Origin of the sequence: Bradyrhizobium sp. CCGUVB4N (assembly GCF_024199945.1) — a bacterium.
Lineage (GTDB): Bacteria > Pseudomonadota > Alphaproteobacteria > Rhizobiales > Xanthobacteraceae > Bradyrhizobium.
The window spans coordinates 4,043,461-4,059,186 of record NZ_JANADP010000001.1 but is presented as its reverse complement, the minus strand read 5'-3'; the positions used below and the strand labels follow the sequence as shown (position 1 = coordinate 4,059,186).

Sequence of the window (15,726 nt, the reverse complement as noted above, 5' to 3'; positions counted from 1 at the left end):
TAGTCCCTTCTTATTCGTCAGGAATCGCAATCATGAAAAAATACGACAATGCCTTGCGTTCGCGCAGGCAGGGAGAAACGCTCACGACCGGTCGCACGCTCGGTGCGGCCGCCGCTATCCTCGCATCCAGCCTATTCAGCACGGGCCTTGCCCAGGCACAAAGCGCGGCGGTCACCCTGCCCGAGAAGAGCTTTCCGGAAAGCGTGTCATCGACCAGCGACGGCGCGCTCTATGTCGGCAGCTTCAATCATGGCGGCGTGACGCGGGTGACCCCGACCGGCAAGGTCGACGCCTTCATCTCGCCCGGCGCCAGCGGCAGCCGCTCCACCCTCGGCGTGCTTGCCGACGAGAAGAGTGGCACACTCTATGTCTGCTCGAACGACCTCTCCGGCATGGGCGTTCCGAGTCCCGGCAGCGGCAAAGGGGCGTTCCTCAAGACGTTCGACCTGCGTACCGGCGCGCCCAAGGGCAGCTTCGCGCTCAAGAACGACAAATCCTTCTGCAACGACATCGCGGTCGGCAGCGACGGAACGGCCTACATCAGCGACTCCTTCGCGCCTTACGTCTATAGCCTCAAGTCCGGCGCGACTGCGCTCGATGTCTGGGCAACGGATCCGGCGCTGGCGCCGGCCAAGGACGGCGTCGGCCTCGACGGCATTGCCGTCGGTTCCGACGGCAATCTCTATGTGACGACCTTCATCCCTGGAAAATTGTTCCGGATCGCGGTCAAGGACGGCAAGGCCGGCGCCATCACCGAGCTGAAGCCATCAAGCACGCTCGACCATGCCGATGCGCTGCGCGCATTCGGCAATGGCTTCCTGCTGATCGAGGGCGCCGGCCGGCTCGACAAGATCACGGTGAGCGGCGACGCGGCACAGGTGGAGGTGATCAAGGACGGCCTCGCTGAGCCGGTTTCGGTCACCCAGGTCGGCGATACCGGATGGGTCGCGGAGGGCAAGCTGTCCTACGTCATCGGCGAGAACAAGAGCAAGGATCCCGGCCCGTTCACGCTCAAGCCGATCGCATTGCCGAAGTAGCGCGCTACCGAACGCGCAGCGCAGCAAATCGCGCTGCGCGTTCATACCGCGCGACAGCACGCCATATTTGATCGGATATAGCGTTGACGAACCATTCGGTCCGGCGCAGACTTCGCGTGGTTTCGCCGGGATGATCTGACATCTCCCCTCGTTGCCGGAGCGGCGAACGCTCCGGATTGGCTTGTTTTGCGCTGCGTGCTCCGCCGCAATCGGAGCGCGTGTTCGACGACGCGCGAGACCGCAAGATCCAAGGCGCAAAGACGCCGATCAATCCACGGAGGACATGCCATGTTCCAGCAAGCGCTCGACCAGGTTTCGAAAACGCTCCTTATCCGCGAACGCTACGACAATTTCATCGGCGGCAAATGGGTCGCTCCGGTGGAAGGCAAGTACTTTGACAATCCGAGCCCGATCACCGGCAAGAAGCTCTGCTCGGTGCCGCGGTCCACCGCCGCCGACATCGAGCTGGCGCTCGACGCCGCGCACAAGGCAAAGGAATCCTGGGGCAAGACCTCGGTGCAGGAGCGTTCGCGTATCCTGAACAAGATCGCCGACAAGCTGGAGTCAAATCTCGACCTGCTGGCGCTGATCGAGACTTTCGACAACGGCAAGCCGATCCGCGAGACCACCCATGCCGACATGCCGCTGGTCGTCGACCACTGGCGCTATTTCGCCAGCGTCGTGCGCGCGCAGGAAGGCGGTATCTCCGAGATCGACCACGACACCGTCGCCTATCACTATCACGAGCCGCTCGGCGTCGTCGGCCAGATCATTCCCTGGAATTTCCCGATCCTGATGGCGACCTGGAAGCTCGCCCCTGCCCTTGCCGCCGGCAATTGCGTGGTGCTGAAGCCCGCCGAACAGACCCCGCTCGGCATTCTCGCCGTGATGGAGCTGATCGCGGACATCCTGCCGCCCGGCGTCATCAACGTCGTCAACGGGTTCGGCATCGAGGCCGGCAAGCCGCTGGCACAGAACAAGCGGATCGCCAAGATCGCCTTCACGGGCGAGACCACGACGGGCCGCATGATCATGCAATATGCGTCCGACAATCTCATTCCGGTGACGCTGGAGCTCGGCGGCAAGTCGCCGAACATCTTCTTCGCCGACGTCGCCGAGACCGACGACGATTTCCTCGACAAGGCGCTGGAGGGGTTTGCGATGTTCGCCCTCAACCAGGGCGAGGTCTGCACCTGCCCGAGCCGCGTGCTGGTGCAGGAATCGATCTACGACAAGTTCATGGAGAAGGCGGTCGCGCGGACCAAGAAGATCAAGCAGGGCCACCCGCTCGACGCTTCGACCATGATCGGCGCGCAAGCCTCGAACGACCAGCTCGAAAAGATCCTGTCCTATCTCGACATCGGCAAGCAGGAAGGCGCGAAGGTGCTGACCGGCGGCAAGCGGGCCAAGATGGAGGGCGAGCTCGCCGAAGGCTATTACGTCGAGCCGACGATTTTCGAGGGCAACAACAAGATGCGCATCTTCCAGGAGGAGATCTTCGGGCCAGTCGTGTCGGTCACGAAGTTCAAGAACGAGGAGGACGCGCTCGCGATCGCCAACGACACGCTCTATGGCCTCGGCGCCGGCGTATGGACCCGCAACGGCAACCGCGCCTATCGGTTCGGCCGCGCCATCCAGGCCGGCCGCGTCTGGACCAACTGCTACCACGCCTACCCCGCGCATGCGGCGTTCGGCGGTTACAAGCAGTCGGGCATCGGGCGTGAGACCCACAAGATGATGCTGGACCACTACCAGCAGACCAAGAACGTCCTGGTCAGCTACTCGACCAAGGCGCTTGGCTTCTTCTGATCGTTCGCCGCCTGGCTCAGGTGCGATTCATCGCACCTGAGCCACTTTTTCGTCGATAGGATTCGCACCATGGTCAATCGGGTCCAGATCACGCCGAAGGCGGCCGAGATCGTCGCGCGCCTCAAGACCCAGCACGGCGCATTGATGTTCCACCAGTCCGGCGGCTGCTGCGACGGCTCGGCGCCGATGTGCTATCCGGTCGGGGATTTCCGCGTCGGCCCCCAGGACGTGCTGCTCGGCAAGATCGCCGATTGCGAGTTCTATATCGGTGCCGCCCAGTTCGAATATTGGCAGCACACCCAGCTCATCATCGACGTCGTGCCCGGCCGCGGCTCGGGCTTTTCGGCCGAGGCGCCGGAGGGCGTGCGGTTTCTCACCCGCAGCCGCGTCTTCACTGACGAGGAAGTGGCGGAGTTGGCAGCCGCTGGGCCACCGGCGCGGGCGGCGTGAGTTAGCGAATGATTGTCGTCAGTGACGAGTAGCGCTTGTTCGGCTTGGCCTCGGCCGCCGAGAACTGCGCGAAGGCTTCGCTGACGCGGGTCGCCGGCGGCGTATCGCTGGCGAAGCGGAATTCCTTCGGCTTCGGCGCGTAGAAGCTGGCGCTGTAATAGGAATCGTCGAAGCGCGTCTCGCCGACGCCGAACAATGCGTCGCAGACGAACAGGAGTGCGTAGACTCCCGCGATCGCCGCGACGATCTCCTTGAAAATTGACATACGAAATGCCCCAACCTGTTGCGGTGAGGATGCACGCCGGTTCCAAAGCCGAGGTTTAAGACCACTGCCTTCTTGTCCGCAGGGTTTGCCGCCGCTGAGCGGGTTGCAGACAATTTTATCGATCTCCCAAAAAGAGAGCCCGCCTGATCGGGCGGATCAGGCGGGCTCCAGGATTGGCCGCTCGGGAGGGATCAGACGGCCAAATTCATCCAGACAGCCTTGGGCTCGGTGAAATTGTCGAGCGCTGCGGTGCCGTGCTCGCGGCCGAGGCCGGAGTCGCGCTCGCCGCCCCAGGGCAAGCGCACGTCGGTGTAGCCATAGGTGTTCATCCAGACCGTGCCGGCGCGCGCCCGCTTGGCAAAACGCTGCAGCTTGCCGACATCGCGGCTCCAGACGCCCGCGGCGAGGCTGTAGGCCGTGCCGTTAGCGATCCGTAAAGCATCAGCCTCGTCCTTGAACTTGATGACGCTGACGACGGGGCCGAAGATTTCCTCCTGCGAGATCCGCATCTCGTGCGCGACATCGGCGAACACCGCAGGGCTGATGAAATAGCCGCGATCGCCGACCTTCTCGCCGCCGGTAACGAGACGCGCACCTTCCTTCTGGCCAATATCGACATAGTCGAGGATCGACTTCATCTGCTTCTCGGAGATGACCGGCCCGAGCGCTGTCTTGCGGTCGAGCGGATCGCCCATTTTGATCGACTTCGCGCGCGCGGCGAGCCGTTCGACGACTTCGTCATAGGCCTTCTCCTGCACCAGCACGCGGGAGCCGGCCGAGCAGACCTGGCCGGCATTGAAGAAGATGCCGGAGGCCGCAGCCTTCGACGCCGCTTCGAGATCGGCATCGTCGAAAATCACGTTGGCCGACTTGCCGCCGAGCTCGAGCGAGACGCGCTTGAAGTTGCTGGCCGCGCCCTTCATGATTCCGCGGCCCACGCCGGGCGAGCCGGTGAAGGTGACCTTGTCGACATCGGGGTGATTGACCAGCGCGTCACCGACGACGCGACCGGGACCGGTGACGACGTTGAACACGCCTGCCGGCAGGCCCGCTTCGAGCGCGAGCTCCGCGATACGCAGTGCCGACAGCGAGGTCAGTTCGGCCGGCTTCATCACGATGGTGCAGCCGCAGGCCAGCGCCGGCGCCAACTTCCACATGCCGATCATCAGCGGGAAATTCCAGGGAACGATCGCCGCGACCACGCCGACCGGCTCGCGCATGGTGTACGTCAGGGCATCGTCGCGCACCGGCACGACATCGCCGCTGATCTTGTCGGCCCAGCCTGCATAGTAGGTCAGCGTGTCGACGGCGGCCGGGAAGTCCTGGCGCATCGTCGCCGAGATCGGCTTGCCGGCATCGATCGATTCGAGCTCGATGATCTCGTCGGCGTTGCGCTTCAGCAGGTCGGCCCAGCGCATCAGGATCTGGCCACGCTCGGAGGCACGCATGGTGCGCCACGGGCCTTCGAACGCCCGGCGCGCAGCCGCCACGGCGATCTCGACGTCGGCCTCGCCGCCCTCGGCGATGGTGGCGATGACCTGCCCGGTGGCGGGGTTGAGGGATTTGAAGGTGCGGCCGGAGCTCGCGGGCACGCGGCGGCCGTCGATGAGCAGATGCTGCGGCCGGGCCATGAACTCGGTGGCCGGCGAGTGCGCAAAGTCATATGCAACAGACATCATATTTCCTCCTGTTCTGGTATACCAGATTAGGCACTTATTGGCGGGAGTAAATATGATATGAAGTGCAATTGAACGCCCAATATATGAAGTCTATTTCATAAGGAAAGCGATGCTTCAGATCGAGATCGAGGCCGTCTGGCGGTTTCGCCACGAGGGCAGCCCACGCACCGCCGTCGTCATGCTGGGCGTGCTCAACGAGATCCGGAAGACCGGGAAGATCACGAGCGCAGCCAGCGACGCGCAGCTGTCCTACCGGCATGTCTGGAATCTGATCGAGCAATGGTCGGAGTTCTTCGGAACGCCTCTCGTCGAAACCCAGCGCGGCAAGGGCTCGAAGCTCACGCCATTCGGCGAGCGGCTGGTGTGGGCCGGCGAGCGCATGCAGGCGCGGCTCGGGCCGCAGCTTGAAAACCTGGCGCAGGAGCTGGAGAGCGAGATCAAGCCATTCCTCGAGCAGCGGCCCTCCGTGATCCGCGTCCATGCGAGCCACGGCTTTGCAGTTGCAAAGCTGCGCGAATTCCTCGACCGGGAGCCCGGCATCGGCGTCGACCTGCGCTATGTCAGCAACCAGCATTCGCTGGTCTCGCTGGCGCAGGGCGCTTGCGATCTCTCCGGCCTGCATCTGCCGCGCGGCGAGTTGCGCGCCCAGGGCATCAACGCGGCCCGCGAATGGCTCGATCCGCGCGAGGACCGCGTCATCAATTTCGTCACGCGCGAGATGGGGCTGATGGTCGCGCGCGGCAATCCGCTGCGGATCGCCTCGCTGCGCGATTTGACCGGACCGAAGGTGCGCTTCGTCAACCGCGATCACGATTCCGGCACGCGTCTCCTGTTCGACCGCCTGCTCACCGTGCAAGGTATCGACCAGGGCAGGATCAACGGCGCGCAGCAGATCGAGTTCACCCATGCGGCGGTCGCAGCCTACGTCGCCAGCGGCATGGCCGATGTCACCTTCGGCGTCGAGGCCGCCGCACGTCAGTTCGGCCTCGATTTCATCCGGGTTCTCACCGAGGACTATTTCTTCGTCTGCAAACGCGCCTTCCTGGAGACAGAGCCGATGCGACGTATCCTCGACATCATCCGCAGTCACGATTTCCAGGCGGCGGTCGCCGCCCTGCCCGGTTACACCCTGTCCGATACGGGCGAGGTCTCCGGCGTAAAAGCCTTCCTGGAGATGCACTCCGCACGCTGATGCCGCATGCAGGGCATGCCTGCGGCGGATCCGGCCCGGAACCGTCTGGACGAGGCGTGACATACGTTATATCAATTCGAATATAGCGGATGCCGTCGAAAGACCCCGCACAACAGGGTTTTGTGGATGTTCCAACGCCGCCGATCTGCCGTCGCGCTTCGTCATGTGGCCTTCGAGGATCTCGGCCTGCTGGCACCGATCATGGAACGCGAGGGCTGGAACGTCTCGTTCTGCGAAGCGCCGGTCGACGATCTCAGTCACTCCTCGATCGGGGATGCCGACCTCCTGATCGTGCTCGGCGGCCCGATCGGCATCTATGAGACCGACAGCTATCCGTTTCTCAAAAGGGAAATCGACCTCCTCGAACGTCGCCTTGCGTTGGGCCTGCCGACGCTCGGCATTTGCCTCGGCGCGCAGCTGATGGCGAAGGCGCTCGGCGCCCGCGTCTATGCCGGCCATGTGAAGGAGATCGGCTGGGGATCGGTAACATTATCGGACACCGGCCGCGCCTCCTGCCTGACGCCGCTGGCGGAGGGCACACCGGTCCTGCACTGGCACGGCGACACCTTCGATCTTCCCGATCATGCAGCGAGACTCGCCTCGAACGAAAACTACGAGAACCAGGCGTTCGAGTTCGGAAACAATGCGCTCGCACTGCAGTTTCACCTCGAAGCCGATCCACGGCAGCTCGAGGAATGGTACGTCGGCCATGCCGTCGAGCTCGCCTCCGCGCGGATTTCGGTGCCGGAGCTTCGGGCAAGGACGGCAGAATATTCAACGATCGTCGCACAACAGGCCGATCGCATCTTCACGAGTTGGTTGAACCAGCTCGCGCACAAGGACGCTGCAAGCAGAACCGCACAAGCAAGGTAAAGAACAATGGCGGAATATCCCCTGATCGAACTCTACATCGATGGACAATGGAAGCGCGCAAGCGGCCAGCCGATCATCAATCCCGCCGATGAAAGCGTGCTCGGCACCGTCCCGACCGCGACCAGAGCCGACCTCGACGACGCGCTCGCCGCCGCCGAGAAAGGCTTCAAGATCTGGCGCAACACCGCGCCGGCGAAACGCGCGCAGATCATCCTGAAGGCCGCCGCCCTCATCCGCGAGCGCGTCGATGTGATGGCCGCCGCGATGACGCTCGAACAGGGCAAGCCGATCGAGCAGGCAAGGCTCGAAATCCTGCGTGGCTGCGACATCATCGAGTGGGATGCGACCGAAGGCCTGCGGCTCTACGGCCGCATCATCCCCAGTGAGCCCGGCATGCGCCACACCGTGCTGCGCCAGCCGATCGGCCCGGTCGCTGCGTTCTCGCCGTGGAACTTCCCGATGAGCTCGCCGGCCCGAAAGGTCGCGGGCGCCCTCTCCGCCGGCTGCTCGATCATCCTGAAGGCCTCGGAGGAAACCCCGGCCGGCGCATTCCAGTTGGTGCGCGCCTTCCATGATGCGGGCCTGCCCCCCGGTGTGCTCAACCTGGTGTTCGGCAATCCCGCGGAAATCTCCGACTACCTGATCCCGCAGTCGCGCATCCGCCTCGTCACTTTCACCGGCTCGATCCCCGTCGGCAAGCATCTCGCCGAGATGGCCGGCCGGCACATGAAGCCCGCGATCATGGAGCTCGGCGGCCATGCACCGGTGATCGTCTGCGACGACGTCGACCCGGCCGCGACTGCGGCTGCGTCCGTGATCGGCAAGTCGCGCAATGCCGGCCAGGTCTGCGTCTCGCCGACGCGCTTCTTCGTGCAGGAAAAGATCTACGAGCAGTTCGCGCAATCCTTTGCCGAGCGTGCCGGCCAGCTCAAGGTCGGCAACGGCCTCGACCCTTCGACACAGCTCGGGCCGCTCGCCAATGCGCGCCGCATCGACGCGATGGAGACGCTGGTCAGCGATGCCAGGGACAAGGGCGCGCGCGTGCTCGCCGGCGGGCAACGCATCGGCAATCGCGGCTATTTCTTCCCGCTCACGGTGATCGCCGACCTGCCCGACGATGCCCGCGCCATGAACGAGGAGCCGTTCGGGCCGCTTGCACTGGTCAATCCGGTGAAGACGCTGGACGAGGCGATCGAAAAGGCCAACGCCCTTCCCTATGGTCTTGCCGCCTACGCCTTCACGAAGTCGGCCGGCAATGCCGAACGCCTCGCCGAGAGCGTCGAGGTCGGCAACCTCTCCATCAACCATTTCGTCGCCTCGGTCGCGGAGACCCCGTTCGGCGGGGTCAAGGACAGCGGCTACGGCCGCGAGGGTGGCACCGAGGGCCTGCAGTGCTACACCGTGGTCAAGAACGTGTCGCACAAGACGTTGTAGGAGACCTCATGCAGGACAACGCGCTACAAGACAACGCGCCACGCCACCGGGACGGCAGCGCCGGCGACGCCAATTACGGCACGATCGGCCAGGGCTACGCGAATTTTCGCAAACCCGATCCGCGCATCGCGGAGATGATCGATGCCGCGCTCGGCGAGGCCGGCACGATCCTCAATGTCGGCGCGGGCGCGGGCTCCTACGAGCCGGTCGGCCGCACCGTCACCCCGGTCGAGCCGTCGCAATCGATGCGGGCGCAACGGCCGGCGCACCTGCCCGCCGCAATCGATGCGGTCGCGGAAGCGCTGCCCTTCGAGGACGCGACGTTCGCTGCCGCGATGTCGACCTTCTCGGTGCATCAGTGGAAGAACCTCAACGCGGGCCTGCGCGAGATGCGACGGGTGACGCGCGGTCCGATCGCGATCATGACCTGCGATCCCGACGAACTCGATCGCTTCTGGCTCAACGCCTATTGCCCGGAGGTCATCGCGGTCGAGGCCGTGCGCTATCCGGGGGTCAAGGACATCGCAACGGCTCTCGGCGGCACGACGGACGTCGTGCCCGTGCCGATCCCGCTCGACTGCACCGACGGTTTCAATGAGGCCTATTACGGCCGGCCCGAAATGCTGCTCGATCCGGCCGCGCGGCTCGCCTGCTCGGCCTGGAGCTTTGTCGCCGACGATGTCGTCCGGCGCTTCGAGCAGCGCCTCGGCAGCGATCTCGGCGCCGGCCGCTGGGATGCGCGGCACGGGTCCTATCGGCAGCAGCCGACTTTCGCTGGCTCGCTCAAGCTGATCGTCAACCGGATCTGACCCGGCGCGACAGGTTATTGCCGGACGCCGGGGCTCAGCAGGCAGGCCGCGAGCTCGGTGCGATTGTGCACGCCGAAGCGTCGGCACAAATTGGCGACGTGCTCCTTCACCGTCTGGTCGGAAATTCCCATCTCGCGGGCGATTTCCTTGTTGGTCTGGCCGCGGCAGACCCGGATGGCGACGTCCGCAGACCTTGGCGGGAGCGAGAGCGTCGCGGCCGGCTCACGGCCCCGGGTCGCGGCACGATGGGCGTCGATCGCGCCCGCGTTGGTCATGTTGGTCAAAGCCAGCGAGCCGGCCCGGCACAGCATCTCCATGCGCTGCCGTGACCGCATCGTGTAAGGCGCGTCCGTGTCGGTCGTCGCGGTAAACAGCACGCCGACGATCTTCTGCCCGCACCACAATGGGCCGCCCATGTTGTATGCAAAACCCCACTCGTGCAGCATCTCGAAGGACGGACTGTGCCGCCATTGCTGTGGACCGATCACCGTTTCGCCGTCGACCGCGCGGCCTCGGGTCATGATGCAGTCGAGCACGGGGTCATGCTTCCAAAAGCCGGCCCTGTAATTGTCGAGCAAGCCTTCCGCGACGTGCTGGCTGTAGACCAGTTCCGGCTCGAGCCCGTCGAGCAGATAGAGGCCGACGGTCGGCGACCCCGTCATTTCCGTGATCGCCGAGCAGCAGGCGACGCCAAGCGCACGCACCGAGCAGCTCTCGGCGATGGACATCAGCCGATCTGCGAGCTGGCGCTCGGGCAGACCATCCAAATGCTCCTGCTCGGCTCTCACCGCCACTCCTCGCGAACGCGACGTCCCCCGGACACACGCATGTCATTGCCGATTATTATAGGCTTAAAATTTCTGCCTTGCCTGATCTTTGGTCAAGCGAAAAGAAGCGGCAACGCGCTGCTCTCCCGGCCCAGCTTTGCGGCAGAGCACAATGGCCGATCCCCCCATGATGGGGGATTGCTGGCTTGGCCGCCTCGTCTCTAGCATCCTGGCCATCGGGATCGCGTCACGACGCGCGGTTCCGGTGGGGACATCTCGACAGCAACGCGAGCCGATCGTCGCGCGCCAACTGACATTGGCGCGTGCAGGCGAAGTGTTGCCTGCGACTGTCCCGTCCGACCCAGATCTTCGCGCACGGCAGCCCTGCGCGAAGCACCAACAGACCGACTGACAGACCGACCTGGAGACACCGATCATGAGCCCTTCCGTGCAACTCGCAGTCAAACCTTCCGCGACCCCGACGGTGGCTGAGTTCCATGCGCGCCTCGACGCGCTGCTGCCGCTGGTCGAATCCAGGGCCGCGGAGGCCGAGGCACAGGGCTATCTGACTGACGACGTCGTGGCCGCGCTGCGCAAGGCCGGCATCTACACCATGCTATTCCCCCGAGAGGTCGGCGGCGCCGAGCTTCTGCCCTACGACGCCATGACCGTCATCGAGCGGCTTGCCTACGCACACGCCTCGGCCGGCTGGTGCGTCATCGGCAACAACATGGAAGGCACGACACTCGCCATCTACATCGAGGACGAAGGCATCAAGAAGGTCTTCGCGGGCGGGCCCGACATCACGATTGCCGGCAACGGCGTGCCGCGCGGCTTCGCCCGGCCGGTCGACGGCGGCTACATGATCCGCGGCAACTGGGCGTATGGCAGCGGCATTCAGCACGCCGAGTGGGTCCATTCCGGCTGCTTCGTCACCGACGCCTCCGGCAAGGACATGATCTTCGGCCCCAACGGCCAGCCCAAGATCGTGGTCACACACCACCCGCGCGCGACCATCAAGCTGATGGGCAATTGGGACGTGCTCGGCCTGCGCGCGACCGGAAGCTTCGACTACACCTTGAGCGAGGGCGACGAGCTGTTCGTCCCCACGCACATGACCTACGATTTCGACATTGGCGCGCCGCGCCGGGGTGGCGTGCAGGGTGCGCTGGGACTGGCGGGCTACAGCGCCTGGGCGCATTCCGCATGGGCCGTCGGCGTCGGCCGCCGCATGCTCGACGAGCTCGTCAAGGTAATCGTCCAGCGCCAGGATCCATTCGGCAAGTCGCGCGACAGCGCGAGCTTCAAGTTTCAGTTCGCGCAGGCCGAAGCTCGCTTCCGCGCCGCGCGTGCGCTGGTCCACGAAACCTGGAAGGACGTCTCGGAGACTTGCGCCGGCGGTGAACCTCCGTCGCTGGAGCAGATGACGATGATCAAGCTGTCACTGCGCCACGTCCACGACGTTCTGTCCGATGTCGCGACCTTCGCACATCGCGCCGCCCGCGGTGCCTCGCTGCACAACACGCCGATGCAGCGGTTCTATCGCGACATTCATTCGGGCACGCAGCACATCCTGATGGCCGACCAGATCGTCGAAGAGTGCGGCCGCGCGCTGCTCGGCCTCCCCGGCGCTGGCGCGCAGTGGACAGTGTTCGGGGTGACGGGCTGAACGGGCGATCAGACGAGGACGTCGAGGTGAGGACATCCCGCATCGTTGGCTTCTGCGGCAACAGCTGGCGCCCGGCGAAGTCGCGCATTCTGGTGGAGGCCGTCGCCGCCGACCTTCAGGCGCAACATGGACTGAACACCACGATCCTCGATCTCGTCGATGCCGGCTGCGGCATCGCCGGCTTCACCCGGACCGCACTCGATGACAGCGCGCGCGCCGTCGTCGAGGCCATCGAGCAGGCCGACGGCCTCGTGATCGGGTGCCCGGTGTTCCAGGGATCCTATCCCGGATTGTTCAAGCACGTCTTCGACCTGATCGAACCCAGCGCGCTGCGCAACCGTCCGGTGCTGCTGACCGCCGTCGGCGGCGGCCTGCGCCACTCGCTGGTGGTCGAGCACCAGCTCCGCCCGCTGTTCGGCTTCTTCGAAGCCTGCACCGTTTCGACGGCCATCTACGCCAGCAGCGGCGAGATCGCGCCAGGCGAGCCGCTCGCACCAATGACGGCCGCGCGGATCGCCAACGCCGTCGAACAGTTCGCCTCGCTTCTCAGCGGTCGTCAGGCGGCTGCCGCATGACCCACCAACGCCCGGCCCTTCCGACGTCAACCGGAGACAACCATGCTTGATACCCCCAAACCCTCACCCGATCTCGCCGGCTTCTCGCGCGCGGACTATACGATCAACGGCGTGCGCACCGTCGTCCACAGCATCGGGAGCGGCCCGGCACTCGTGTTCCTGCACGGCACCGGCACCTTCACCGGCTTCGAGATGGCGCGTGTTTGGGCGAAACGGCACACCGTCATCATCCCCTATCACGCGGGCTTCGGCGACTCCGATGACGCCGAGACGATCGACACCGTCGAGGATCACGTCCTTCACTACATGGATCTATTCGACAAGCTTGGCCTTAAGCAATTCGACCTCGCCGGGTTCTCGCTCGGCGGATGGCTTGCCGCGGAGTTCGCGATCCGTCAGCCGCATCGGATCCGCAAGCTGGTGCTGGTTGCACCCGCCGGTCTTGTGGTCGGAAGCGCGCCTGCACCGGGATTGTTCGAGATCGCGCCGCAAGAATTGCCCGCCTATCTCGCGCACGATCCGGCCGCGGCACTCCGTTATTTTCCCAAGGCGCCCGACCCGGCTTTCGACGCCCGGCTCGGACGCGAGGTCACCGGCTTTGCCAAGCTGATCCGCAGCGAACCGCAGGGCAATCCCAAGCTCGCGCATTGGCTGCATCGGATCGCGATGCCGACGCTCGTGCTGTGGGGGGCTGCCGATCGCCTGCGTCCGACCGCCCAGGCAGAGGCCTGGAAAGCAGGACTTCCCGACGCACGCGTGGTGCTGGTGCCCGCGACCGGACATCTCGTGTTCGAGGAAACGCCGTCCTCCGCGCACCACGTCACCGACTTCCTCGCCGAATGATCCCGCACACACCAAAGGACATCACCATGATCGAGATGCCTCCGGGCGTAACCCCTGCCAAGGAAGGTTTTGGCAACGTCGTCTGGAACATTCTGGGCCAGACCTACACGCTGAAGCAGCATTCCGAAGCCTCGATGGCCTGGCATGCCGTTTTTCCGGACGGCACCTTCGTGCCGCCGCACATCCATCCGACCCAGGATGAGTTCGTCTATGTGCTGAGCGGCCGCTACGACCTCTGGCTCGACGGCAAGGACTTTGTGGCCAGGGCCGGCGACCTCGTGCGCATGCCCAAGGGCGTCCCCCACGGCATCTTCAACAAATCGGGCGAAACCGCCACCAGCCTGTTCTGGGTCGCACCGACGCGGTCGCTCAAGGAGCTGTTCGAACGCATCCACAATCTCCCCGATCCGCAGGAGGTGGTGCGACGCGCCGCCGAGCACGAGGTGAATTTCCTGCCGCCGCCTGCCTGACGCTGCGCCGATTCCACCGACACGCAAACCGCGAGACCCGATGATGACCACGCTGACAACGACTTGGACGACCATCTCCGAGAGCGACCGCCGTCGGATAGCCCGGTGGCAAAAGGGCATGCTGGCGCTGGCCATCCTCTGCGAGATATTTCTCGCCGCGGACTGGTATGCCTTCGCGGCGGTACTGCCTTTCGTCTCCGAGAGCCTCAAGCTCAATCCCGCCGAGGCCGGGCTTGCGCAAGGTATCTTTGCGCTGACTTACGGCATCGGCATGGTGGTGTGGTCGCCGGTCAGCCGGTCGATGACGGCGCGCAACATGCTGCTGATCGGGCTTGCGGGCACCGGAATCGGCATGGTGCTTCAGGTGTTCGTGCAGAGTTACACGCAGCTCGTGATACTCCGGCTCGTGATCGGCTTCTTTGACGCCGGCATCTTCATCGGCAATATGAAGCTGATCTTCGGCTGGTTTCCGCAAAGCCGGCGCGGCTCGGTGGTCGGCATCATCCTCGCCGCCTACAGCCTCGCCATCACCATGGATTTCGCGCTCGGCATCCCCCTGACGATCGCGACCGGTTGGCGAACCTTCTTCGCCGTGCTGGCCATCGGCACGCTGCTGGTCGCGGCCGTCGATGCACTCGTCGTCCGCAACAATCCGCGCGAGCTTGGCCTCGACGGTTTCACCTGGGGCAACGAAACACCGCAGCAGCACCTGCCGCTCGGCGAGATATTCCGCTCGAAATGGATCGCGGTCGGCGGCTTCGGCATCGTGGCCTGCACCTTCGCGATCGCCGGTACCGCCACCTGGGTGGTGCCGGCCTTCATCACCGTGCAGCATATGCCCCCGGAGGCCGGCGCAATCATCGGCACCGTCATGGGGCTGTCGCAGGTGCTGTTCCTGGTGATTGGCGGGTACATGTCCGATCGGCTCGGCAAGCCTTTCATGATCAAGCTCACCGCATGTCTCGCTTTCCTGACGGCGCTGATGTTCCTGTGGAGCGTGGTCACTCCGATGTCGTTTCCGATGCTGGTGCTGTTTGCGGCGCTCAGCGGCATCGCGCTGCTCGGCGGCGGCGCGATCTTCGCCCTGCTCAGCGAAAAATACTCCGACGCGCTGGCGCCGGCCGCGATCGGATACGCCGAGGTGTTTGGCATCTTCTCGGCGTTCGTGGCGCCCTGGATGATGGGTGCCATCATCAACGCCTCCGGGGGCTCGTTCACCGGCGCCTTCATCGCCTTCGCGGTTGTCGAACTCGTCATCGTCGGCCTCCTGGTGATCCTTGCCCGCGAGGACGTCAGTCAGGGCGCGGTGGTCGGAAGCCCCGCGGAGTAAGGTGCAGGCGTCTACGAGGGCACGGGCTCGCGCCCGTGCCCTCGACAAAGGTCTATCTTCTGGGAAATCCGGCGCCTTCACCTTGTCCACCGTGGGCAAGAGTGGCACTCTCTGTTTAGAGTCATTCAAGAGAGCCGGTCATGTCGCGCGCGAGCGCCAAATCCCTTCCCCAGCTGAGCCTTCGCATCGACCTCGACGGCGAGGACCGGATCGGGCCCGGCAAGATCGAGCTTCTGGAGCAGATCCGCGAGCAAGGCTCGATCTCCGGGGCCGGCCGCGCCATGGACATGTCCTACAAGCGCGCCTGGGATCTCGTCGACGAGATCAACCGGATCTGCGGACATCCCGCGGTCGAGCCGCAGGCCGGCGGCAAGAACGGCGGCGGCGCAATGCTGACTCCGTTCGGCGAAAAGCTCGTTGCGCGCTACCGCAAGATCGAGCGCGACGCCGCCCGCGCGGTGCACAAGGATCTGGAAGCGCTGAAGAGCGACATCGCCCGTTCCCGCAAGTCGTGAACCAATGGT

16 protein-coding genes are annotated in these 15,726 nt (G+C 64.8%); 13 read left to right on the top strand and 3 right to left on the bottom strand.

From position 1 onward, the window contains the following. Positions 1–32: 32 nt before the first annotated feature. The 3 genes from NLM31_RS18250 (at position 33) to NLM31_RS18240 (ending at position 3,296) form a co-directional block, all read left to right on the top strand. Complete coding sequence (locus NLM31_RS18250; protein ID WP_254193149.1) at positions 33–1,037, top strand: hypothetical protein; 1,005 nt, start codon at positions 33–35, stop codon at positions 1,035–1,037. Between the two features lie 288 nt (positions 1,038–1,325). Then, entirely contained in the window at positions 1,326–2,846 is a 1,521-nt protein-coding gene (adh, locus tag NLM31_RS18245; RefSeq protein ID WP_254193148.1) for an aldehyde dehydrogenase, read from the top strand. Between the two features lie 69 nt (positions 2,847–2,915). Next, on the top strand, positions 2,916–3,296 hold the full coding sequence (locus NLM31_RS18240) for a DUF779 domain-containing protein (protein WP_254193147.1): 381 nt from the start codon (positions 2,916–2,918) through the stop codon (positions 3,294–3,296). A gap of 1 nt (position 3,297) precedes the next feature. Here NLM31_RS18240 and NLM31_RS18235 read toward each other — a convergent pair whose 3' ends face one another. After that, positions 3,298–3,561 (bottom strand): hypothetical protein, encoded by a 264-nt coding sequence (locus tag NLM31_RS18235; RefSeq protein ID WP_254130684.1) that lies wholly within the window; start codon positions 3,559–3,561, stop codon positions 3,298–3,300. 191 nt (positions 3,562–3,752) lie between these two features. Continuing rightward, positions 3,753–5,237: an aldehyde dehydrogenase family protein gene (locus tag NLM31_RS18230; RefSeq protein WP_254196222.1), complete on the bottom strand. Its 1,485-nt coding sequence runs from the start codon at positions 5,235–5,237 to the stop codon at positions 3,753–3,755. A gap of 112 nt (positions 5,238–5,349) precedes the next feature. Between NLM31_RS18230 and NLM31_RS18225 the strand changes: the two genes are divergently transcribed. From NLM31_RS18225 to NLM31_RS18210, 4 genes are all read left to right on the top strand, one after another. Further along, complete coding sequence (locus NLM31_RS18225; protein ID WP_254193146.1) at positions 5,350–6,432, top strand: substrate-binding domain-containing protein; 1,083 nt, start codon at positions 5,350–5,352, stop codon at positions 6,430–6,432. 126 nt (positions 6,433–6,558) lie between these two features. Further along, positions 6,559–7,305, top strand: a complete 747-nt coding sequence (locus tag NLM31_RS18220; protein ID WP_254193145.1) for a glutamine amidotransferase — start codon at positions 6,559–6,561, stop codon at positions 7,303–7,305. A 6-nt stretch (positions 7,306–7,311) separates the two neighbouring features. Then, positions 7,312–8,739 (top strand): NAD-dependent succinate-semialdehyde dehydrogenase, encoded by a 1,428-nt coding sequence (locus tag NLM31_RS18215; RefSeq protein WP_254193144.1) that lies wholly within the window; start codon positions 7,312–7,314, stop codon positions 8,737–8,739. A gap of 8 nt (positions 8,740–8,747) precedes the next feature. Further along, complete coding sequence (locus NLM31_RS18210) at positions 8,748–9,548, top strand: class I SAM-dependent methyltransferase (RefSeq protein ID WP_254193143.1); 801 nt, start codon at positions 8,748–8,750, stop codon at positions 9,546–9,548. 14 nt (positions 9,549–9,562) lie between these two features. Here the strand turns inward: NLM31_RS18210 and NLM31_RS43235 are convergent, their stop codons facing one another. After that, positions 9,563–10,336: a response regulator transcription factor gene (locus NLM31_RS43235; protein WP_254193142.1), complete on the bottom strand. Its 774-nt coding sequence runs from the start codon at positions 10,334–10,336 to the stop codon at positions 9,563–9,565. 415 nt (positions 10,337–10,751) lie between these two features. Between NLM31_RS43235 and NLM31_RS18200 the strand changes: the two genes are divergently transcribed. The 6 genes from NLM31_RS18200 to NLM31_RS18175 all read left to right on the top strand — a co-directional run bounded on the left by NLM31_RS18200 (position 10,752) and on the right by NLM31_RS18175 (position 15,717). Then, positions 10,752–11,984: an acyl-CoA dehydrogenase family protein gene (locus NLM31_RS18200; RefSeq protein WP_254193141.1), complete on the top strand. Its 1,233-nt coding sequence runs from the start codon at positions 10,752–10,754 to the stop codon at positions 11,982–11,984. A 26-nt stretch (positions 11,985–12,010) separates the two neighbouring features. Next, on the top strand, positions 12,011–12,559 hold the full coding sequence (locus tag NLM31_RS18195) for an NAD(P)H-dependent oxidoreductase (protein WP_254193140.1): 549 nt from the start codon (positions 12,011–12,013) through the stop codon (positions 12,557–12,559). A gap of 42 nt (positions 12,560–12,601) precedes the next feature. After that, positions 12,602–13,402, top strand: a complete 801-nt coding sequence (locus NLM31_RS18190; protein WP_254193139.1) for an alpha/beta fold hydrolase — start codon at positions 12,602–12,604, stop codon at positions 13,400–13,402. Between the two features lie 26 nt (positions 13,403–13,428). Next, positions 13,429–13,872 carry a cupin domain-containing protein gene (locus NLM31_RS18185; protein ID WP_254193138.1) on the top strand — a complete coding sequence of 148 codons (444 nt, stop codon included), beginning with the start codon at positions 13,429–13,431 and terminating at the stop codon, positions 13,870–13,872. Positions 13,873–13,915: 43 nt separating this feature from the next. Next, positions 13,916–15,202: a nitrate/nitrite transporter gene (locus NLM31_RS18180; RefSeq protein ID WP_254193137.1), complete on the top strand. Its 1,287-nt coding sequence runs from the start codon at positions 13,916–13,918 to the stop codon at positions 15,200–15,202. Positions 15,203–15,342: 140 nt separating this feature from the next. Continuing rightward, entirely contained in the window at positions 15,343–15,717 is a 375-nt protein-coding gene (locus NLM31_RS18175) for a winged helix-turn-helix domain-containing protein (RefSeq protein WP_148771320.1), read from the top strand. Positions 15,718–15,726: the final 9 nt, after the last annotated feature.